Annotated in this window: 16 protein-coding genes, 3 pseudogenes and 1 other annotated feature; of the genes and pseudogenes, 15 read left to right on the plus strand and 4 right to left on the minus strand. The window is 60.2% G+C overall.

The window, feature by feature from the left end:
• Positions 1-48: 48 nt before the first annotated feature.
• Positions 49-4,290 carry an autotransporter domain-containing protein gene (locus tag JHD80_RS00510; protein WP_199084402.1) on the minus strand — a complete coding sequence of 1,414 codons (4,242 nt, stop codon included), beginning with the start codon at positions 4,288-4,290 and terminating at the stop codon, positions 49-51.
• Positions 4,291-5,037: 747 nt separating this feature from the next.
• Positions 5,038-6,006: a helix-turn-helix transcriptional regulator gene (locus JHD80_RS29225; RefSeq protein ID WP_349237181.1), complete on the minus strand. Its 969-nt coding sequence runs from the start codon at positions 6,004-6,006 to the stop codon at positions 5,038-5,040.
• A gap of 274 nt (positions 6,007-6,280) precedes the next feature.
• On the opposite strand from JHD80_RS29225, the gene JHD80_RS00520 reads away from it, so the two are divergent.
• The 8 genes from JHD80_RS00520 (at position 6,281) to JHD80_RS00555 (ending at position 13,664) form a co-directional block, all read left to right on the plus strand.
• Complete coding sequence (locus JHD80_RS00520) at positions 6,281-6,790, plus strand: MarR family transcriptional regulator (protein ID WP_248311300.1); 510 nt, start codon at positions 6,281-6,283, stop codon at positions 6,788-6,790.
• Between the two features lie 83 nt (positions 6,791-6,873).
• Positions 6,874-7,311, plus strand: a complete 438-nt coding sequence (locus JHD80_RS00525; RefSeq protein WP_199084403.1) for a hypothetical protein — start codon at positions 6,874-6,876, stop codon at positions 7,309-7,311.
• Positions 7,312-7,706: 395 nt separating this feature from the next.
• Entirely contained in the window at positions 7,707-8,528 is an 822-nt protein-coding gene (locus tag JHD80_RS00530) for an IclR family transcriptional regulator domain-containing protein (RefSeq protein ID WP_199084404.1), read from the plus strand.
• Positions 8,529-8,531: 3 nt separating this feature from the next.
• Entirely contained in the window at positions 8,532-9,821 is a 1,290-nt protein-coding gene (locus JHD80_RS00535) for an NAD(P)/FAD-dependent oxidoreductase (protein ID WP_199084405.1), read from the plus strand.
• A gap of 24 nt (positions 9,822-9,845) precedes the next feature.
• Entirely contained in the window at positions 9,846-10,922 is a 1,077-nt protein-coding gene (locus JHD80_RS00540) for an ABC transporter ATP-binding protein (RefSeq protein WP_199084406.1), read from the plus strand.
• Positions 10,919-11,803 carry an ABC transporter permease gene (locus JHD80_RS00545; RefSeq protein ID WP_199084407.1) on the plus strand — a complete coding sequence of 295 codons (885 nt, stop codon included), beginning with the start codon at positions 10,919-10,921 and terminating at the stop codon, positions 11,801-11,803. Before JHD80_RS00540 ends, JHD80_RS00545 begins: the two co-directional genes overlap by 4 nt.
• Before the next feature lie 41 nt (positions 11,804-11,844).
• On the plus strand, positions 11,845-12,615 hold the full coding sequence (locus tag JHD80_RS00550) for an ABC transporter permease (protein WP_349237182.1): 771 nt from the start codon (positions 11,845-11,847) through the stop codon (positions 12,613-12,615).
• Positions 12,612-13,664: an extracellular solute-binding protein gene (locus JHD80_RS00555; RefSeq protein WP_199084409.1), complete on the plus strand. Its 1,053-nt coding sequence runs from the start codon at positions 12,612-12,614 to the stop codon at positions 13,662-13,664. Before JHD80_RS00550 ends, JHD80_RS00555 begins: the two co-directional genes overlap by 4 nt.
• Before the next feature lie 276 nt (positions 13,665-13,940).
• On the opposite strand, the pseudogene JHD80_RS28525 reads toward JHD80_RS00555, so the two are convergent.
• Positions 13,941-14,139, minus strand: a pseudogene (locus tag JHD80_RS28525) (integrase); the annotation flags it as partial.
• A gap of 860 nt (positions 14,140-14,999) precedes the next feature.
• Between JHD80_RS28525 and JHD80_RS00560 the strand changes: the two are divergent.
• From JHD80_RS00560 to JHD80_RS00580, 5 genes and pseudogenes are all read left to right on the plus strand, one after another.
• The gene (locus JHD80_RS00560; RefSeq protein WP_199084410.1) at positions 15,000-15,305 is read left to right on the plus strand and encodes a hypothetical protein; all 306 of its coding nucleotides are present in this window, start codon (positions 15,000-15,002) and stop codon (positions 15,303-15,305) included.
• Between the two features lie 77 nt (positions 15,306-15,382).
• Positions 15,383-15,907: pseudogene (locus tag JHD80_RS28530) on the plus strand (transposase); the annotation flags it as partial.
• Between the two features lie 56 nt (positions 15,908-15,963).
• Positions 15,964-17,195 (plus strand): IS3 family transposase gene (locus tag JHD80_RS00570; protein WP_248311302.1). Its coding sequence is split into 2 segments (ribosomal slippage): positions 15,964-16,255 and positions 16,255-17,195, totalling 1,233 coding nucleotides; the frame shifts between segments, so codons are not numbered across the junction.
• Positions 16,248-16,364 (plus strand) — a sequence feature (AL1L pseudoknot). It overlaps the preceding gene by 117 nt.
• Before the next feature lie 39 nt (positions 17,196-17,234).
• Positions 17,235-17,380 (plus strand): annotated as a pseudogene (locus JHD80_RS00575) (IS3 family transposase); the annotation flags it as partial.
• A gap of 394 nt (positions 17,381-17,774) precedes the next feature.
• Positions 17,775-18,188 carry a helix-turn-helix domain-containing protein gene (locus tag JHD80_RS00580; RefSeq protein WP_199084412.1) on the plus strand — a complete coding sequence of 138 codons (414 nt, stop codon included), beginning with the start codon at positions 17,775-17,777 and terminating at the stop codon, positions 18,186-18,188.
• A gap of 177 nt (positions 18,189-18,365) precedes the next feature.
• On the opposite strand, the gene JHD80_RS00585 is transcribed toward JHD80_RS00580, so the two are convergent.
• The gene (locus tag JHD80_RS00585) at positions 18,366-19,364 is read right to left on the minus strand and encodes a LysR family transcriptional regulator (protein ID WP_199084413.1); all 999 of its coding nucleotides are present in this window, start codon (positions 19,362-19,364) and stop codon (positions 18,366-18,368) included.
• Between the two features lie 138 nt (positions 19,365-19,502).
• On the opposite strand from JHD80_RS00585, the gene JHD80_RS00590 reads away from it, so the two are divergent.
• Both JHD80_RS00590 and JHD80_RS00595 read left to right on the plus strand, forming a co-directional pair.
• On the plus strand, positions 19,503-20,690 hold the full coding sequence (locus JHD80_RS00590; protein ID WP_199084414.1) for a GNAT family N-acetyltransferase: 1,188 nt from the start codon (positions 19,503-19,505) through the stop codon (positions 20,688-20,690).
• A 3-nt stretch (positions 20,691-20,693) separates the two neighbouring features.
• Complete coding sequence (locus JHD80_RS00595; protein ID WP_199084415.1) at positions 20,694-20,921, plus strand: hypothetical protein; 228 nt, start codon at positions 20,694-20,696, stop codon at positions 20,919-20,921.
• Positions 20,922-20,947: the final 26 nt, after the last annotated feature.

The following is a 20,947-nucleotide window of genomic DNA, read 5'->3' on the forward strand; positions in this document are numbered from 1 at the left end:
GCCACGGTGCCGAGATACGTCGGCACCGTCATCGCGGGCGTCAAACAATCAGAACTTGACGTTGAAGTTGGCCTTGACCGACTGGTCAGAAATTCCAGAGCCGAACTGACCGCCGTAGCTCACGCCAAGCGCCGCATTCGCCGTCAGAGCGAGGTCGAGACCGGCCTCGATCACCGCAGCATTCCGCGCAATCGGCACACCGGCAACGGTGAAGGCGCTTCCGCCGTCAAACCGCATCGTCGAGATCGGCGTGACACCCCCGAAGGCGTGGCGCCAACCGAGCGCGCCCTTGGCAGTCAGGCTCGCGCCATTCACTTCGAATGAGCTGGAAGCCCGCAGACCGAGAGTCGTGAAGGTCGCATCGGTGTTGCTCGACGGGCTGGTCAGGGCCGCAGCACCGCCCCGTTCGCTGAATCCATCCGTATGCAGATTGACGTAGGCCAGATTGGCAAAGGGCTCGAACCTGGTCGCGCCCATATTCACGCGATAGGCCAGTTCGCCGAAGATCTGTGCCGTGCCCGCGTTATAGTCGCCCCTCAGATTGTTTCCGAAGCTGGAGACGTTCACGCTGCGCTTCGTCGAAACATCTTGCCACGTGTAGGCAGCGCCCGTGCGGAAAGCGATATTGCCCCAATTCGTGCCACCATAGAGACCGAGATGGTAATTATCGCTGGAGCCGGAGGAATGGCGGTCCTTCGTGTCGAAGCTGGTATTGCTGTAGCCTGCAACCGCGCCGAAACGCCAAGTATCAAAGACCGGCGTGTCGAGACCAAGGAAGAATCCGCCGGTCTTGCGATTGAGACGAGCGGCATTGCCGTCCCCGTCCGTGTGGCCCCATGAGCCGAAGCCCTGCCCCCACAGAGCAACGCCGTTGGTATTCGCCGCGACCGGAACCGGCTTGCCATCGACGTAAGTCGTGACCATAGCGCCGGACGCGCCGACGCCATCAAAGGCCGCACGGATTCGATCGTTGATGGCGTTTCGGACAAAGCGGCTATCCTCGATCATCGACGCCTTTGCCGAAGCGTGAATCTCCCCCGACAGCTGATCAAACGCCGTTCGCGCCTGGGGGGCCGACAGGTTCAGCACTGCATTGTAGAGCGGATTGCCGAAGCGGAGGCTTTCGACCCCGCCGCCAGTCGCCATCTGGTTCCGCGTCACACCCACATTCTGGAAGCTCGTCGCGTTGCGGGTCATCGTCAGATAGACGTTGTTGGCGTCGTAGCTGAGCGAGGGATCGAGGAAGGCGAGGTTGGAGGTCACGCCGTTGAAGCTGCCGTTGACGCCGGTAGCGCCATTAGCGGTGAGAATGGTGTAGGTCGTCGCGGGCGCGTAATCGCCCATGCCGGCGAGCACCCTGACCGTGCCGCCGCTGATCGTAGCCGCGCCCGTCGCGACGATCCTGTCGCCTTGCCCCGCGGCGTTGATCTCGACCTCATAGATCGAGCCGGGATGGAAGGTGACATTGCCAGCGATATTCAGTGTGCCGATGGAATTGCCCGGCGCGATGGTGCCCGACACGATGGTGTCGCCGACCGTGCCTGTGCCCTGCAGACGGCCAGTTGGAGCTATATCGACGGAACCGCCGAATACGCCATTGACGGCAAGCGTGCCGTCTCCGACGAACCCCTCGCCCGTGAAGCCAGAATTGTCGCCCGAGAGCGTAAGCGTGCCGCTGCCACCCTTTGAGAACCAACCTGTCCCCGACAGCGATCCCGCGAAATTCGTATCAATGTCCTGCTGGACGGTGAGTGCCGACGCACCGATCGCCACGGTGCCTCCTGTGCCCGACAAAGACGACATACTGAGAGCGAAGTCGTTGAGATCCAGCGTACCGCCGTTCACGGTGTAGGCGGTTTGGTCGACGAAAGCGCCGTACGCGCCTGCCCTCAAAACCCCGCCGTCTACAATCGTGCCGCCAGTATAGCTGTTGGCGGCCGTGAGGGTGACATCGCCGCCGATGATGCGAACCGCTCCGGTGCCTGAAATCGTTCCATCGAAGGTCGTCGCGTCCGATCGATTGAAGGCCAGAACACCGTAGTTGACCACGTCACCAACGATCGAGCCCGAGGTGCCGCCACTGCCGAGCTGGAGCGTGCCTTGGCGAATCTCCGTACCGCCCCAATAGGTGTTGTCGCCATCCAGGATGAGCGTACCGAGATCGGTCTTGGTCAGAGTACCGCCGCCGTCCAGCTTGTTGGAGATCGTCGCGGTATAGTTTGCGCTCGCCGCGGTCCCATCCCCGACACGGATGATCGCCTCGCCAGCGACGATGTCGAGCATATCGCCGTAAAGCCGATAGCCGCTTGTCGCAAACTGCATACCGGTGGCCTGGACCTGGCCGGTGCCTGTGTAGACCTCGACATTACCGGCCTGCCCGCCGAAAACCACAAATCCGGGGCGAGGATTCATCGCGCCGTTCTGGATCCCAGCGGCATCGGTGAACGCGCGACCACCAGTTCTCCAGCGACCGTTCCCGCCATCGATCTTGCCGTTGTCCCAGTTCGCTGCGTTGTCGCCGTCCCAGAACAACACCGGCCCATAGTTCGGATTGTCTGCAACCAGATTGACTTGCCCGGCAACAGAGGTCTGCACGGCGAGATTGCCAGCGCTATAGCCCTTGGGAGCAGATCCGATCTCGAGTCCACGATCGTCGAGCGCGCCCCCGTAGCTGAAGACGCGATAAACACCGGGCCCAAATCCGCCTACGTTGGTCACATTCAACGTGCCGTCGAGCACGAGATCCCCGACAACATGGAAGAGCGCACCGTTGTTTGTGGTACCAAGGTTGGCTTGGATGACGGCGCTGCTGGTCAGACGCAAGTCACGCATGGAAAGCGTCGTACCGCTTGTCCCCGCCAGGGTAGCTCCATCGACGACGACATCTCCGAGTTGACCGCTCCCTTGCAAGCGGCCATTCGTTACGAGCACAGGTGTCCCAGCAAAGTTGCCGTTAACGGCTAGCGTGCCGCCGAGCACCGATATCCGGCCATAGTAATCGAGGCCATCGCCATCGAGTGCTTGAATACCACCTCCCGTTTTGACGAGGTGCGCGTCCTCCCCGCCGATAAGACGCCCGCTAAAGTTCAACGCCCCTGCCCCAGCGCCGACCGTTAATTTGCTTGATCCAATGTCAATTGTACCGCTGCCCGCAATATGTTCGACCTGTTGATCAGCCCTGAGCTTCAAGGTCCCATCCGATCGGACGACGTATGTTCGGCCTCCAAGTACGTTTTCAGCCGCTGCGGTCAGCTGTCCTTGGGCTACGTAAAATTGATGGCCCGCATTGATAGCGCTCGTTACGACAAGTTCACCAGCGCCCGTTTTTCCAAGGAAGAACATACCGTTCCCTTGATCGATCCGGCCAGATTGCGTGGCCGTTCCCGATGCGACATGGAACCCTGTATTTGCCTTGACCATCACGTTGTTAGAAATCGCGATGCCGTCCGCATAAGAAAGGGTGCCTCCATGGTCTCCACCGATCGTGACGGTCCCGGAACCAAACGCGGAACTATTTTCAGCGTGCACCGCCCCGGCTTGAATGATCAGGCCGCCTGAGAAGGCACTATTGTTCCCAGCAAGAGTCAGAGTCCCCCCGCCGTCCTTCGTGAGGCTTGCCGCTCCCGAGAGAACACCTGAAACCCTGGCATGTTGGGCAGTGTCGATTGTAGCGGCGGCATTGACCACCATGTCGTTGGCGACCGGCATCTCCTGTGGTGTGTAGATTGCGAGTGATCCGCCGGCAAAGGTGATTGCGCCCGATCCCAGTGCATGCTGGCTTTCCGCCCGCAAAATGCCGCCGCGAATAATAGCACCGCCCGTGAAGGTGTTATCGCCCGAAAGCGTCAAGGTTCCAGCATCGTTTTTCGCGAGCCTCCCGGCTCCCGATAGGGCACCGGACAGGATGGTCGCCTGCTGCACGGCCATCTGGCCGGTGCCGTTGAAGACCATATCATTGCCGATGGATAACGTCCCGAGTCCGTAGAAACCGAGCCCCCCGCCGTTGAAGGTCACGACGCCTGTGCCCAGCGCGTTAATGTGCGTCGGACGCAACTCGCCTGCGACAAGGTCGGTGCCACCGGAATAGGTATTGTCACCGGAGATCGTGATGGTGCCGGCTCCGGTCTTGGAAAGACCTCCGGTTCCCGAGACTACACCGGCAAGAGTACCGCCCACACCCTCGCCCGCGATCAAAGTATTCGAACCTGACAGCGTGAGCGGGTCGGCTTTCGTCTCGCCGTTGATGAATTCCAATGTGGCGGCCGACGCCGGAAGAGCAAGCGCAATCATCGAGGCACCGGCGAGAAGTGATTGTACGTGCCGCAGACGCGATACGTTCGTCGACCTCAACAGATTGAAAGCTCTAACCTGCAATTTCCTACTCCTTGATCGATCTGCCGTAGGCAAAGCTTCGCCCACGACGGGCGCTGCTGCGTCCGAAGAATGAAAAACCAATTGTTTCGTGTAGCGCCCTGCTTTGACCGCGGGCGCGCGCCTATCACCAGCTCTGTCGCCGATGTTGCTGGCGGCTTCACCGAGCTATAGCGATGCCCTTCGTCAGGCCGAAGAGCCAATTAGCTTCAATTTGCCTGCTAATTGCCGAGCTGCCGCACGCAAGATCGCCGCCAAGAAACGGCCGCCCAGACGAACGGCGGAGATTGACAACGAGCCGGCGCCATTTCTTGCGTGCTCCGATCATTCGTGAATTTCGTCCCTGCTTGCTGCGGCGCCCGCGGCCTGACATCAGCATCAGGTTCCATAACTTCTTGCGCACGTAGAATCCCCCACTGCATTACCAGCAGCGTTCAATTTCCGCCTGCTGCCGCAGAAAGTATAAGAAAACGACCACTATTATCTTGGGGGATACCGAACCGACTTTTGATGTATCGCGAACAAGCGCCGCATCTGTGGCGATACGATTCGTGTGAGCGCTATGCGGAATGGAGCAGGAAGAAATAAATCACGGCCCAGATATCGATTCGGTATTTAAAATCAGGCGTCGCTTACCGAAAATATTACGAATATAGCCTAAAAAGACTACAGCGCCGAACGCCTGATCTCAGATGGCGTAGCATTGAAGCGTTGACGAAACGCTCTGCTGAATGTCGAAAGATCGGAAAAACCGACATCATATGCGATTGCCGTAATCCTGCTCGACTCCGCGTCTCGCTCCTTGAGAAGACGGTAGGCAAGGTCGAGCCGGGAATCACGTAAGAACTCGGTAAACGTCTGCCCCTCGCTCTCGAATAGTCGCTGAATATAGCGCGGCGTCACCCCCTGACGGCGCGCGATGGCGTCAATGTTCAGCCCTGGATCGGATAAGCCTTGAAGAATGTCCTGCCGAACAAGCCTGCGGCGCGCAGCCGCTTTACTGCGCTCATTCCGCTCTGCTCCACCACGAACGAAGCCATCGAGGACCAAAGCCGTCAAATCGTAAATGTGGCGCGCTGCCATATCTCCGGCCCTGGCCGAGAGAGGCGGATGTCGGCGAAGCGTCTCGACATAGTTCGCTAGCAGCGGCATGCCACATGCGCCCGAAGGGATCAGATAACTGGCTTCAAGTTCCAGACGCGGCGCCAGATCGGCAATGATATGGCGATCGAGCGAAACAAGGTCGACGGTCGTGGGCTTCCCATAGCGGAATTCGTGACATGTCCCCTCGTTCACGATCACCGTGTCGCCTGCGGAAACCTTGAACGCCGGCCTGCCGTCAATCGAAATCTCATGGTCCTGGTTGTGGATCAGAAGCAGATATTGTTCGCGGCCATCTTGTAACAAATCGCGGGTGCGCGCGCCGCTCATTGGTGCGTACAGCCCCCGAGCCACGGTCAAGCCGCCAGGCAAAGGCATCGCCTCCATATCGATCCGCACGTTTTCACAATCAGCCGGCGCAAATTCGCGCCCCCCGATGTGACGCGCCATAAAGTCATGGACGAACGCAAGTCGTTCTTGCCGGGGAACGTCGTTCGTGGAAAGGCGCCGTGTCGGAAATGGACCGGAACTCACTCTACCTTTTCCTTTCGCCTTACCCCTTTAATGAGCACTCGATCACCATGGACCTTCGCCGGGCAAAAACTTCACAGTACCGTTCGGCGGAACGATACAACGAGTTCCGCCTGACTGTCTTGATGAGATACGAACTGAAGTTTCGCACAGAACGAACATAAATCCGAAGGTCCTTGAAAAAGCACTAAGCAACCGAAAATGCACATCAATTTGTTGCAAAAACTCACCGCCGGAACATAGTCTCGGTCGTTTCGTTACGATTGGACTCGGACTTATGAAGAATGGGAACGCCGCAAATACGCCGACAGAAGAACTTGATGAAATTCTCCTGATCGAAGATCGCGCTCACGTCGAGCTTGACCAGGCGCAGCGCGCGCTCCTTGCGTCAGACGTCTCCTGGCTGGAATACCGAGCCGAATTCCGCCGTCAGATGATCAAGGACGGCTTTCTTAAGCACCCCTGGCGAAGCATTTTCGAAGCCGACATGATCTTCACCCTGATCGGTCATAAATGGCTGGAGGGAGAAATACTGACGGTGAAGCAGGTCGCGACCTACTTCGATGCGTTCACCAGCGAAGTCACCGTTACCCGTCACATAGACGATATGGTGGCGTCGGGCACGCTCGTGCGCAGACCGGATCCAAAGGATCGGCGCCGTCTGCTTTTGATTCCAACCCGTCGCCTGTTCGAGATCGGTCGCATCTTCTTGCATGCACGCAAAGAAATCGCTCGCCAGCATGGCTTTGTCCATGATCTGTCACAAGATTGCGCTAGCGAACAATAGCCATCAAATCGCAATCGATCCGATTTGAACCAGGGTTGTCTCGTTAATAAGCATGACCTTCTTTCAGACGAGAAGGACAGATCATGCATAAGAATTCCATCATATATGCCGCTGCAATCGCGATGGCCCTGTCAACATCGACCGCTATGGCTGACAAGGTCGATTTATCGCCGGCTCAGCGCGCTGCGAATATTAAAGAGTACAACAAGCGGAAAGCCCAAGGGATAGTCGACACGCCTCTTGGCGGCCGCGGGGCATCCAAAAAGGCGCTGCATGAACATGTGGGCGGCACAGCGCAGCGGCAAGCGTCTGGGCAGAGCCGGCAGAAGTGCGAAGAAGCAGCACAAAATGCCCAAGCGACGGCCACGGGGACGGCTGTCCTCTCGAGCGTCATAGGACTTATCCCTTTCGGCGGTTCCGCATCCGGATTTGCAGTCGCGGCAGCCAATGTCGGCGCGTCGGCCGCAGGCGAAATCGCCCGCCAGAATTCAACAGCCGCGATGCAGAAGGAATGTATGTAAGTGTCAAATCGTGTCGAAGCGCGGTTGCTAGGGGCAGCAAGCACTGCCGCTGCTGTTCCAGCGAGGAAGAACCGCTGACCCTCAACAGCGTGTTCTCTATGAGAGCTGACGCAGCGGCTGGCCTGCATCACGGGCGGCTGCTTGGTTGGTCTAGCGGATCCAACTCGCTAAATTACTTCAGGAGCGGCTTGCCCGAACCCGCGAGCCGACCATTCGTCAGCTAGGAATCCGCCGTACAATTGGGCCAGGCCAAAGTCAGCATTTTTCTCGAATCTGGGGATCTAACAGGCCCGTCACGCTGACCCGCCGAAGCTTGCTTGTATCTCTAGACGATACTATCAATCGTATTGCAATCTTTCGGTCGCCGCCGTACCGTCCCAAGCAAGAGGGGTAAAGTGGTCAAACACGCGCTAAATGATGACGCTGCGGCTTCGTCCGGGGTTGTTGCCCCGGAAAAGGCGAACGCGCTTTTCGTAGGCTCGCTGGAGCGCGGCCTTGCCGTGCTCGAAGCCGTGGCAACGGAACGGCGCGATGTCGGCGTCACCGAAATCGCGGCCAAGACGGGCCTGGACAAGAGCGCGGCGCAGCGCTTCGCTTTCACGCTTCAATCTCTCGGCTATCTCGAAAAGAACCCCTCCACGAGGCGCTTCAAGCTGTCACGGCGCGTGCTCGGCCTCGCACACTCCTATCTGCGGAGCGATCCGCTGATCGAATTGGCGACGCCTTATCTCTCGGATCTCAGGCAATCCTGCCAAAAGCGGGTCGACCTCAGCCTGCTGGACGGCCTCGACATCGTCTATGTCGTCCGCCTCCAAAGCCAGCGCGAAGCGTTCGGCGCGACAATCGTGGGACGACGCATTCCGGCGTTCTGCTCGTCGGGCGGGCGAGCCATGCTGTCGCGGCTGCCGGAGGCGGAGGCACGGGCCCTGGTCGAACACAGCCCGCGCACCCCGTTGACGCCTTACACCATCACCGATGTCGAGGCCGTCATGGTGGAAATCGCCCGGGCCAGGCGCGACGGTTTCGCGATCTGCGCTCAGGAGGCACTGACGGGAGAAATCGTGGTCGCAGCGCCAATCGTCGACCTGAACGGGGTTCCGCGCGGCGCGGTTCATATAGCCATGTCGATCGCCGACCATAACCAGGACGAGGTCCGGGCCCGGTTCGCCCCCATGGCGGTCGCCACCGCCCGCCTGATCGCCGGCGGAGGATACTGAGCATTGCAGGTCTACCCGGACACGCACTACGCCGCCACACGCGATGACGATGCCCGATGGCCGGGTCTCGACGGCGATTGCGAGACCGAGACCTGCGTGATCGGCGGCGGCTTGGCCGGGCTTGCTACGGCATTGGCCCTTGCCGAGCGGAAACGGTCGGTGGTGTTGCTTGAGGCGAACCGGCTAGGCTGGGGGGCGTCCGGTCGCAATGGCGGGTTTGCCAGCGCAGGCTATCCGCTCTCGATGCGGGAGCTGGTCGCGCGCCATGGGCTTTCGGACGCCTTAGCGCTGTGGCGTTTGAGCGCGGAAGCCCTGGCGATTGTTGGCCGCCGCGCCGAAGCCCTCGGGCCGACCACGCGGCAGGGCCAAGGTGCCTTGCGCTGCCGCATGGCCTGGCAGCCCGATAACCTGCGGAGCCATGTCGACTGGATGAATGATCAGTTCGGCCCGGGCTTCGTCTACCTCCCGCCAACTGAGCTTCGCGACATGCTGGCGACGGACGCTTATGCCGACGCTTTCGTCAATCCCGCCTCGTTGCAAATTCAACCTCTCAACCTCGCGCGCGGGATGGCGCACGCCGCCGTGCGGGCCGGCGCACGGATCCACGAAGGCACCACCGTCGTCGGGGTCAAGGCCGCGGGCGCGGCGCGCAAGGTCGTCACGCGCACAGGCACTGTCGTCGCGCGCCACGTGGTGTTGGCCGGGGGCGCGCATCTCGGGATGCTCGACACCAGGCTCGGGCTAGCGACCGTTCCCGTCGCGTCTTTCGTCGTCACCACGAACCCGGCTCCCGAGAAGCTGCAAGAGGCGATCCGCACCCGCTTCGCAGTGTCCGATCTGCGCGTCGCGACCGACTATTACCGGGTCTTGCCGGACGGTCGCCTGCTGTGGGGAGGCCGGGCCAATGCCTTCGCCTATAGCACAGAGGGTATCCGGGCCCGCTTGAAGAGCGACATCACGCGGATCTACCCTCAGCTGTCGAGTTTGGGCATTGAACGCGCCTGGTCCGGCCTTATGCCGATCGCCCGACACAGAATGCCCGTCATTGGCCCTTTGGCCGAAGGTTTATGGGCAGCCGCCTGCTTTGGTGGACTCGGCCTCGTCAACACGACGCTCGCTGGGGAGCTGATCGCATCCGCCATTGCAGATGGGGACGACCGCCACCGCCGTTTCGCGCCATTTGGCCTGCCCTTCGCCGGCGGCTCGATCGGCCGCGCCGCATTCCAACTGATCTACTGGCGTCATCAGATCGAGGATCGGCTCAGGCGGCCTCGCACCGGCGCCAAGGGATAGCCCAGCCATGACCCGAGCTTGCCCATGACGGATACCATCGTCGCCATCGCAGGCGTGTCAAAACGGTTTCCCGGCGCGGCTCAATCCGCGCTCGACGCCGTCTCGCTCGACATCCGCCGCAACGAGTTCTTCACTCTGCTCGGCCCCTCGGGATGCGGCAAGACCACGCTCCTGCGCCTCATCGCGGGATTCGCCATGCCTGATTCAGGCGAGATCAGCCTGGACGGCAATGTCCTCGGCCAGACGCCACCCAACGGGCGCCCGATCAATACCGTCTTCCAGAGCTACGCGCTCTTTCCGCATATGAGCGTAGCCGCCAACATCGCGTTCGGGCTCGAAATGCTGGGGCGACCGCGGGAAACGATCAAATCGCGCGTCGCGGAAATGCTGCGCCTCGTTCGCCTCGACGGCATGGGTGAGCGTCGCCCGGCCCAGCTCTCAGGCGGGCAGCAGCAACGTGTCGCGCTCGCTCGCGCTTTGGCGCCTGCGCCCAAGGTCCTGCTGCTCGACGAACCGCTCTCGGCGCTCGACCTCAAGCTGCGGCGCGAGATGCAGATCGAGCTCAAGCGCCTCCAGGCCGAGACCGGCATCACATTCGTCTTCGTCACGCACGACCAGGAGGAAGCTCTCGCCATGTCGGATCGACTGGCCGTGATGCGCGATGGCGCGGTGATGCAGGTGGGCACGCCGGACAGCCTCTATGACGCGCCGGCCAATCTCTTCGTCGCGGAGTTCATCGGCGAGGCGAATTTCTGGCCGGCGACCTGTATCGAGAAGAGCGGCGCCAGCGGCCGCTTCTCGATCGGCAACGGCAACGACATCGTCTCGGTCACCGAGGCGCAGATGGTCGCCGTCGGCGAGAAGGCAACTCTCGTCGTCCGGCCCGAGCGCATCGCCATCGGCGAACCAAAGCCCGGCATGCTGCACGGCAAGGTGGAAACGGCGGTCTATCGTGGCAGCGACCTCGTCGTGCATGCGGCTTTGGCGGGCGGCGGCTCCCTGCGAGCACGCCTGCCGGGCACTACGGCTGCGGACGCGGTCATCGGGCGCGAGGCGGGCTTCACATTCCCCGCAGATGCGGCGCGGGTGTTTCCGGCATGAGGTCGATATCGACATCTCCGAGCCTGCTGGCGGCACCAGCTGCGCTGTTCCTCATCGTGTTCATGCTCGTGCCAGTCGGGCTGATGATCTACGTCTCGAGCCTCGAGCGCGGAGCCTTTGGAGGCGTGGCGTGGGGCAGCCATACGGGCATTGCCTATGAGAAGCTGCTGTTCGAACGGGACCTGACGGGCCAGATCTCCTTCAACAGCGACTACATCGCGATCATCCTGCGGTCGCTCAGGCTTGCGGCGATCACCACGGCTATCACGCTGGTGCTCGGCATTCCCACGGCGCTCTACATGGCGAGCCTGCCGCCGCGCCACGCCGCTTTCATGCTCTTCCTCGTCACCGTGCCTTTCTGGACCAACCTGCTGGTGCGGAATTTCGCCTGGATCCTGATCCTGCGCAACGGCGGCCCGCTCGACAGCGCGCTTGCCGCCACCGGCATCCTCACGCCACCGCTCGACATCCTCTACACGCCGCTGGCGACGGGCATCGGCCTGACCTATTCGTTCCTGCCGTTCATGATCCTGCCGATCTATGTCGCACTGGAACGGATCGACAAACGCCTGATCGAGGCGGCCTTCGATCTCGGCGCCGATCGCTGGCGTGTTCTGTCGCGGGTGGTCCTGCCGCTGGCGGCACCGGGCATCGCCGCCGGCGCCATCCTCGTCTTCGTGCCGTGTCTGGGCGCCTATGTCAGCCCGGAACTGCTCGGCGGCGGCAAGTCGCTGATGATCGGGAATCTCATCCAGGCGCAATTCGGGGCATCGCGCAACTGGCCGTTCGGTGCTGCGCTTGCACTCGTGCTGCTCCTGGTTCTGCTGTTGTCCCTGATACTGGTGGCCCGGATCAAACGGCGCGAGCAGGCCGCATCATGAATGAGACGCGGCACCCATTACGCCTTCCTGGCACCGCGATCGTGGCCGCGCTGGCAATGCTTTTCCTCTATGTGCCGATCGTCGTGCTCGCGGTGCTGTCGTTCAACGCGAGCGACCTGACCACGATCTGGACCGGCTTCAGTCTGCAATGGTACGCCAAGGCCCTCGGTAACGAGACGATGCTCGTGGCCATCGGCAATTCGCTGATGGTGGCGGCAGCGGCGACCGGCATCGCAACAGCAGCCGCGACGTCCGCTGCCCTCGGCATCGTGCGTTCCGGGCGGCGCCTGCGTGGCGTGGTCGAAGGCCTGCTCGGCCTGCCACTTCTGATCCCCGAAATCGTCACTGCCGTCGCCCTGCTCATGCTCTTCGTGCTCGCGGGCATCCGGTTAGGGCTGATGTCGGTCGTCCTGGCGCATACGGTGTTCTGCATCCCCTTCGCCTATTATCCGATCCGCTCGCGCCTCGCTGCTCTGGACCCGGCGTTGAGCGAAGCGGCAAGCGACCTCTACGCCCCGGCCTGGCGACGCTTTCTGCGCATCGAGCTGCCTTTGCTCGCGCCGGGCATCTTCGCCGGCGCGCTGCTCGCATTCATCAGCTCGCTCGGGGATTTCGTTATCACTTATTTCGTCGCGGGCCCCGGCGCCACGACGCTGCCCGTCTACATCTACGGAATGATCCGTACCGGCATCACGCCTGAGGTCAATGCGCTGTCGACCCTGCTTCTGCTGACCTCGGTCGTGATCGTCGCCGTCGTCTTCCGTAGTGGGACCACGCCCGCCAATCAAACGAGGGGAGACCAGATGTCATGAAGAGAGCAAGCCGAATTCGCACGTTTCTCGCGGCCCTTGCCATCGTGGCTGCGCCTGCCGCCGCCGTCGCCCAATCCAAGCAGCTGCTGCTGTACAGTTGGGCCAACTACGTGCCGCCCGACCTGATCAAGCGCTTCGAGGCGGAGACGGGCATCAAGGTCAGCCTCGACGTCTACGACAGCAACGACACGATGCTGGCCAAGTTGCAGGCTGGTGGTGGCGGATACGACATCGTGGTGCCCAGCAACTCCATCCTCGCGACGATGATCAAGTCCGACCTGCTGCTGAAGGTCGACGCCGCGAAGATGTCCAATTTCAGCAATGTCGCCGCACCTCATGATCGGCCCGCAGCCGACCCCGGCCGGGAATATTCGGTGCCCTATCTCTGGGGCTCGACCGGCTTCACCTATGATTCCGCGAAGGTCCCCGGCGGCAAGCTCGACGAGAGTTGGAAGGAATTCTTTGAGCCGCGCCCGGAGCTTTCCGGCAAGATCGCCGTGCTCAACGACCAGGGGGAGGTCTACAGCGCCGCGGCCCTCTATCTCGGCCTTGATACATGCAGTGAAGATCCCGCTGACGGCCAGAAGATCCTGACGCTGCTGGAAAAGCAGAAGCCGCACGTGAAGATCTACTCCTCGACTGGGACGATCGACCGCGTCGCTGCCGGCGAGGTCATCATGCACCAGCAGTGGAATGGCGCCTCTCATCGGTCCCGGGCCAAGCTCGGGACGGCCGTCTTCGTCTATCCGACCGAAGGCATGAATCTCTGGGGCGACAATTTCGTTGTTCCCAAGGGCGCCTCCAACCCTGAAAGCGCGAAGATCTTCCTCAATTGGATGATGCTTCCGAAGAATGCGGCTGAGGCGTCGAACTTCAGCGGCTACAACAATGCGATCAAGGGCTCCGAGGACCTGCTGAAGGCCGACCTTCGCGACAATCCCGCGATCAATCCATCCGAGCCGCTCAAGACGAGATTCAGGCCCGTCAAGGACTGTTCGCTCAAGGCGCGTGAAATCCGGGATAATGTCTGGACACGCTTGCGCCGCTGACTTGGAGCGAGCGCCGCCAACCGCAGGGCCATCGTGCGCAGGTTAAAATCCTGACGTTAGCCCCAAACTCCCCCCGCCGATGTCCCTCGTCGCAGCGGGACTTTTTTGCAGCGTACGGGAAGCTCCTGGCGCGCTGGACGCCACCAAACGAAGGAGACTCGGCCGCGCCCATGCGACCGAGATTGGATGCCTGCTTCCGATCCGGCTTTGCCGTTGGCCGAACGGCGGAAGGAGCACGGCGGGAGCCATCCGTGCCCATAAGGCCCGTTTGCTCCGAAAGGAGAACGAGATCGCACCCGCGCAGCTTGATATCGATCGTAAGATTGAACATGGCGAGATCGCGGATTCGCCCCTCATGCTGAAGTCAGGTTCGCAACGCCCAGATATGCTTTGGCTTCAGAGGCGGCTTCGGTCCGATGATGCGACCGAGGTTCCACGTATTACGAGGCTGTTGGCTCCTCGCCTGGATATCCATGGCAGATCCCCTTCTTGGGACGCCGCATCCTGGAAAATTCTATCAAATGCAGACGTTCTATTGCGCCTAGTGGTGAAAAACGCGACGAGGAGCGCAGCTTGCGCCATTAGCGGCATCTCGCCACGCGCGCCGAAAGCGGACACTGGCGGCTCTACCATCGGGCTGCAACCAAACTTCGGTGCCCGCTATGAGGCGTCGCATCCCTAGAATGATCGGGATATGGAGATGTCTCCGACCGGATGCGAGTTCTGAAGTCGGAGCTCCAGCCATAACGGCAACTCTCGTTAAGGCTGAACCACAACCCATGGTTGTGAATGCCTATTGCATTTGTTAAGGTATGTGCAGATCGGCGCTCTGCAGCTGAGATTTGAATCCATGTCAACACGGCCCAACGTCTTTCACTGCGAAAGTTACGACGGTTTATCGATTCAGCTACCAGACGTTATCCACGACGATACCGTACTTCGTTGTCCGGCCTGCGGAGAGAGCCTCGGCACGATCAAACGTTTGAGCGAACTCCTCGAAGCCGCCCTTTCGGATGGCCCGACTCCATGGATAGGCAACGATAACTGACTGGCTCTCCAATTCTATCGACCTAAGTCGAGCACGTCTCGTGCATGGCAGCCATCTCCATGCGTCAAAACCGAATGTTTGGCGGTCCTGTATCGAAGACCCATGCCACCGCCACCGGCAACGCTGGGACGTGCTTCAACAGAGCCGGTCGCCACCAAGGCTCATTCCGCCGTTTCTCCCGCGCAGCGGCATTGTCTTGCCCGATTTGCTCCCGATGGCCCATGCTGGAGATCGCCCCGTTGATCCGTTTCAAGACATTATAGCGCCACCCACTCTTTGAGGCTCGCATGTCGCAGGCACCGAAATCGTTCCGGGAATTCGCATTGGAATGCAAGGCGAGGCAGCGTGACTACATCCGCGAAGAGCGAGAGCGAATGGAAAAGGCTCAGATCATCTGGGAAAAAAGCGCCCGCGACTTCGAGCAATTAGGGCTTCATCCCATGACCATTCGTGACATCTCGGACCGAAACATTGAACTCGACAAGTCGACCGCCGAAATCGACGAGAAATTCGGCGACAACCAAACAATGCGGTCCTCCTATTTATTGTACCTGAATTCGATCGCTCCACCTGAGAACTCAGACATCGATTAGACCGATCATGATGCACTTTGAATAACCCCTAGATTTTTGGACGCCTTGTTCCCTAATTTTGAGGCGAGGAGGCCATGATAGGGCATGGTCATTTCAGCGATGATTTCAAGCGCGACGCGGTCGCGCACATCACCGAACGAGGCTACCCGTTGCAGAGGTGTCGAAGCGGCTCGGCGTGACCCAATACTCGCTCTACGCCTGGAAGCGGAAGCTTTCGAAGCCGCCGGCCACTGCTGATGTTGACCAGGCTGCGGAGGTCCGCCGCCTGAAGGCGGAGCTGGCCCGGATCACCGAGGAGCGCGACATCCCAAAAAAAGCCACCGCATATTTCGCCAAGAATGCAAAGTGACCCGAAGGGCCGCGCGAAGCAGCGAGCTACGCGTTTGTGGCCGAGCGTCGCCGTCAATTTCTGGTGCGGGCGATGCGCTGCCTGCGCATCCAGCCCGGCGGTTTCTATGCCTGGCTGACGGATCCGTTGAGCCGGAGCGCTCGGGAGATGCGCGCCAGATCGAGCTTCTCGACAAGGCCTGGAACAAGAGCGCACGGTCTATGGCTATCGCAAGCTGCATGACGACCTGCTCGATCAGGACGAGACCAGTTGCGCCAAGTGAACCGCCCCGGGTTTGTCGGAGGCCCCGACTCCTGAGAGGATGGGGCTATGACGAGCAAGACGACGAACAAGTTCTCGCCTGAGGTGCGCGCCCGCGCGGTGCGGATGGTGCTGGATCACGAGGCCGATCATCCGTCGCGTTGGGCGGCGATCACGTCGATCGCGGGCAAGATCGGCTGCACGGCGCAGACGCTGAACGAGTGGGTGAAGAAGGCCGAGGTCGACAGCGGCCGCAAGCCCGGGCTGACGACGGATATGGCGGCCAGGCTGAAGGCCCTCGAACGCGAGAACCGGGAGCTGCGGCAGGCGAACGAGATCCTGCGCAAGGCATCGGCGTATGTTGCCCAGGCGGAGCTCGACCGCCGACACCGGTCATGATCGCCTTCATTGACGACCATCGCGGGGCCTATGGGGTCGAGCCGATCTGCAAGGTGCTGCCGATCGCCCCGTCAACCTATCATGAGCACGTCACCAAGCGGGCCGATCCCGGGAAGCAGTCGGCTCGGGCGAAGCGGGACCTGGAACTGAAGCCGCAGATCGAGCGCGTGTTCGGCGAGAACTTCGAAGTCTATGGCGCACGCAAGATCTGGCGGCAGATGTTGCGCGAGGGCTTCGCCGTTGCCCGGTGCACGATCGAGCGCCTGATGGCCGAGCTCGGCCTGCAAGGCGTCATTCGCGGCAAGCCGATCCGCACGACCGTCCAGGACAAGGCCGCGCCGTGCCTGCTGGATCATGTCAACCGGGTGTTCCACGCGCCGGCCCCGATCAGGCTTTGGGTCTCGGACTTTACCTACGTCTCGACCTGGTCGGGCTTCGTCTACGTCGCCTTCGTCATCGACGCCTATGCGCGGCGGATCGTCGGCTGGCGCGTATCTTGGACCGCTCATGCCAGCTTCGTGCTCGATGCGCTGGAGCAGGCGCTGCACGAGCGACGGTCCGTCCATCGTGGCGGTCTCGTGCATCATTCCGACAGGGGATCTCAATACGTCAGCATTCGATACACCGAGCGCCTTGCCGAAGCGGGCATCGAGCCCTCCGTCGGCAGCGTCGGCGACAGCTATGACAACGCTCTCGCAGAGACGATCAACGGACTCTACAAGGCCGAACTGATCCATCGGCGCGGGCCGTGGCGACCCTTCGAAGCCGTGGAGTTCGCGACGCTGACCTGGGTCGATTGGTTCAATCATCGCCGGCTGCTCGAGCCTATCGGCAACATCCCGCCGGCCGAAGCCGAGGAACGCTATTTTGCGATGCTGGACGAGCCAGCAATCGCAGCCTGACTCAAACCAAACGGCCTCCGGCGAAACCGGGGCGGTTCAAACCGCGTCGACTGCCTCGCAAGGCTGGCCGGGATCAAGGCCCAAATCGGCTATCGGCGCCGGCCCGGTCCTCAGGCGGCAAGCCGTCGGTCGAGGTCGACAACACCCTGGCCCGACGGTTCGATGGCAATGCGCAGGATAAGGCGTGAGTGACGGACATCACCTACATCAGGCCCCAGGAAGGCTTCGCCTATTCAATTTGCGCACCCAGGACGCGACTCCATATGCTCCTCCAGCGCTGGCAGAAGCGAACGAGGAGAAAGCGCAAATCATGAATTTTACAATCAAAACGTGTATTGCTGAAAAGGCCCTGCATTTGGTACCTCCCACGAGAGTGCCAATCGAGCCGCTTTCAGAAACCTAAATTTATGCTAATGCCGCGATTTCCGCTTAGTCACCGTCTATGAACTATCGGTCTCGTATTTCTCGTACTGGTTGCGACGCCTGCGCCTGCCTCGTTGTTCCAAGCTCCTGAGCGTCTCGACCTTTCGAGTCTGGCCTTAGGTATCGACATGTTGTTGTCAGCGAATGGGGGTACCTATGGTCACCAAGATTCCGAATCCGATCGATAAGCACGTTGGTAGTCGTGTCCGCATGCGAAGGATGTTGGCGGGTATTAGCCAGGAAAAGCTGGGCGACGCACTTGGCTTGACATTTCAGCAAGTGCAAAAATATGAGAAGGGCTCCAACCGCATCAGTGCGAGCCGTCTACAGCAAATTGCCAAGATGCTTGATGTCCCGGTGTCTTTTTTCTTTGATGGTGCTCCGACAGGTGATGTTACGGAGGTTGGCTTTACCGATTCTGCCGCGACTACTTACATTTCTGAGTTCCTTGCGACCAGCGAGGGGGTGCAGCTCACCAAGGCCTTTACGCGGATCAAAACCGGCCGAGTTCGTCGGCGAATCATTGATCTTGTAGAAGCGCTGGCGGAGTCTGACTCTGGTCCTCTCTAAGGCGTGCGCTCTTGCGACGCTCGCTTACTTCAAGATTCGCATTTCTCAGCAGTTCATTGAGGATCGGCGAGTCTAGTTTTTTTGCCTTGAGGCAAAGGCGCGGTAACTCGCGAAAAAGAATAGAGATCGGCTCTTCAATGCTCATGGAAGGACGCCTCTTGCCTCCCTGGGGAAACATTAGATTGCTCTTGCAGCCGTAGGCGCCACAGTGGCCGAATAATGTTCGTACCCCTTGAACAAGCCCCATTTCTCTAACTGGTCAAGATGCTGAAGGATATCCTCCGGCGGCATCATAGTCTCCGCGAACCACGGGAAAAGCTTCGGATCGAACGCTCTCCGAATCCAATCGATCGTCTTCCGGACGTGGAAAAACTCGGTCGCTCGGGAGCTGTAAACCAGCCACAGATCTCGTTTGAGTGACCAGTCCTTTGCGACATGCTTCAACTCGGGCGCTAGACCGACCGTAAAGCTCGGAAATGCGGTGATTCCAACGCCGCGCCGTGCAGCGATGAGTTGTGACGATGCCGTGTTTACGGAGAGATCGATGAACGAGCGCGGATCTCCCAGCTCATCCAAGGCAAGCGCCTCCGTAGCAATCTGGGCCGCGGCGATTTCAAGAACATGATGCTTTGATAGTTCCGCTCGTGTGGCTGGGTAGCCTCTGCGAGTGATGTACTCTTCAGATGCAAATAGAAGGACATGAATGGCGCATAACCTGACGGATTCAATGTCCGGATCTGGTGGCGGCTGATCGAATTGTACGGATATATCGACCTCAAACGATTTTACGTCGTAAGGCTTCGGGTCAATGTTCAGGCGCATGCGGATGCGCTCGTCATAGAAATCAACGATGCGCGGCAACAGCCAGAAGGTGCCAATCCCTTCGGAGCAGCCAATATTCACTGATCGCCGTTGCTCCTGGCCGCGGATGCAAACTCCGCGAAGGGCGCGAGCTGCTCGGAGCATATCCAGCGATCGATCATAAATCATCCGACCCGTCTCAGTTAGAAGCGCGCCTCGCGGATCTCTGGTTAAAAGTAGAGCCCCCACCATGTTCTCCAAGCTCTCTAGATGAGAGCGGATCGTCTTGATCGAGCACCCGATCTGAGCGGACGCCTCGCGGATGCTGCGTGTCTGCGCGACCGCTATGAAAATCCGGATGGTTTCCCAATCCATGTCTGCTCCCAAGGCCAGCCCTGGGTGAGGTAGTACGGTTCCCACGTGGTTCCCTTTTGACATCATTTATCCCCGTCGGGTGTGGGCTAGCCTATTCAAATCAGCGGCAGAACGCCGCTGATTGAGAGGAGGATGACGATGAGCTTTCACTCGCGTATCGAGGGCGAAAGGATATCGGCCGACGCGACCAGGCATCTGCTGCGCCTTGACCCGAGCAAATATGCTCGCGGCCTGGTTTCGTTCACTCCCAGTGCAAACCTTCTGGGTGACATGGTCGCAAAAGCTGGTGCATTCGTACAGAAGCCTGCCTCCTACGAAGCCGTGATGAGGGTGTTTCGTTACAACCCTGACACGATTATTGCCATCGCCAAAGGGCAATGGCGGCAGAAGTCCGGTATGGCACCCGTCGGCTTTTGGGCGCATATCCCGCTGAATCAGGCGGGCCACGACGCTTTGTTCTCAGGTGAGTTCGATACGACCGATCCGAAGCTGCATTTTATTGCCGCAGCATCGGAGAAGCCGGCCGCCGTTTATCATTGGTATACCTTCATGCCGGCTCAGCTCGGTGGGGGATTCGCGCTTGCGCTCGAACGCTTTGCGCTTCCGCGCTACAAGAACGTGCCGATGTACTGCTACGCCGCAAACGCGCAGGCTCGCGCGTTTTTCCTGAGATCGGGTTGGAAGGAGGGCAGCGAGCACAACGGTCGGTATCTGGAGAAGCTCCTTCATCTGCAGCCGCCCGAGCTCGTGGAAAGCACGCCGCTTTACGCTTCCTATATTGCCGGCGCCGGATCCAAGCGGCTCGGTATTCGGATCGGCACCGGCGTTGATGATCTGCTTCTGGCTATCTCAATCCGTGGTGCAGCCTTCGTCGGCGAACGCTTCCTGCCGGTCCACGAGGACATCGACGGCAACGACATGTCCTCAACTCATGTCATCGGCTACGTGGGCGACAATCCAGCCGGAACGATCCGCATTCGTTACTTCGCGAACTTCGTGAAGCTGGAGCGGCTCGCCGTGTTGCCGCAGCACCGCGGCGACAAGCTCGCCAGTGCGCTGGTCAAAGCCGCCTTGGCCTTCGTTCAACGCAAGGGCTATCGGCGTGTCTATGGCCAAGCCGCCGAGCCATTCTTGCCGTTCTGGAAAAAGCATGGCTTTCGTCAACGGATCGGCACCGGCATCACGTACCTGACCGACGAGGTCTATTACGAGATCGACCTCGAGCTCGACGCGCCTGCCGACGCCATAACTCCCGAGTCTGGCGCCAAAATCTTGGTTCGCCAGGAAGGTTTATGGCATCAGCCCGGCGCCTTCGAGGAGGGCTGACAAATGCGCCCTATCCAACTTAATCAAGACCAGAATGCGCCGGATACGGAGTTCAACCCTGACTCGCCGGAGGAGATCGAGGCTATGCTTGCGATGCTCGAGTATCTCTTGCCGCAAGCACGCGAGGTTAGCCCGACGATTGCGTTGCACCTCGGTCTGGCGAAGCACGAGCTGGTGAAGGCACTTGCCTTCCGGAAAGCAGTCATCGAGCGCTTTCCCTGCATCCAATAGCCGATTTCTCGGCGTTGCCTCATTTA

The sequence above is a fragment of the Allobosea sp. ASV33 genome (assembly GCF_016428755.1).
Lineage (GTDB): Bacteria > Pseudomonadota > Alphaproteobacteria > Rhizobiales > Beijerinckiaceae > Allobosea.

Coding starts and splice junctions, on each gene's coding strand:
- JHD80_RS00510 (WP_199084402.1), bottom strand. CDS start 4,290: ATGATTGCGCTTGCTCTTCCGGCGTCGGCCGCCACATTGGAATTCATC.
- JHD80_RS00520 (WP_248311300.1), top strand. CDS start 6,281: ATGAAGAATGGGAACGCCGCAAATACGCCGACAGAAGAACTTGATGAA.
- JHD80_RS00525 (WP_199084403.1), top strand. CDS start 6,874: ATGCATAAGAATTCCATCATATATGCCGCTGCAATCGCGATGGCCCTG.
- JHD80_RS00540 (WP_199084406.1), top strand. CDS start 9,846: ATGACGGATACCATCGTCGCCATCGCAGGCGTGTCAAAACGGTTTCCC.
- JHD80_RS00545 (WP_199084407.1), top strand. CDS start 10,919: ATGAGGTCGATATCGACATCTCCGAGCCTGCTGGCGGCACCAGCTGCG.
- JHD80_RS00555 (WP_199084409.1), top strand. CDS start 12,612: ATGAAGAGAGCAAGCCGAATTCGCACGTTTCTCGCGGCCCTTGCCATC.
- JHD80_RS00560 (WP_199084410.1), top strand. CDS start 15,000: ATGTCGCAGGCACCGAAATCGTTCCGGGAATTCGCATTGGAATGCAAG.
- JHD80_RS00580 (WP_199084412.1), top strand. CDS start 17,775: ATGGTCACCAAGATTCCGAATCCGATCGATAAGCACGTTGGTAGTCGT.
- JHD80_RS00585 (WP_199084413.1), bottom strand. CDS start 19,364: ATGGATTGGGAAACCATCCGGATTTTCATAGCGGTCGCGCAGACACGC.
- JHD80_RS00590 (WP_199084414.1), top strand. CDS start 19,503: ATGAGCTTTCACTCGCGTATCGAGGGCGAAAGGATATCGGCCGACGCG.
- JHD80_RS00595 (WP_199084415.1), top strand. CDS start 20,694: ATGCGCCCTATCCAACTTAATCAAGACCAGAATGCGCCGGATACGGAG.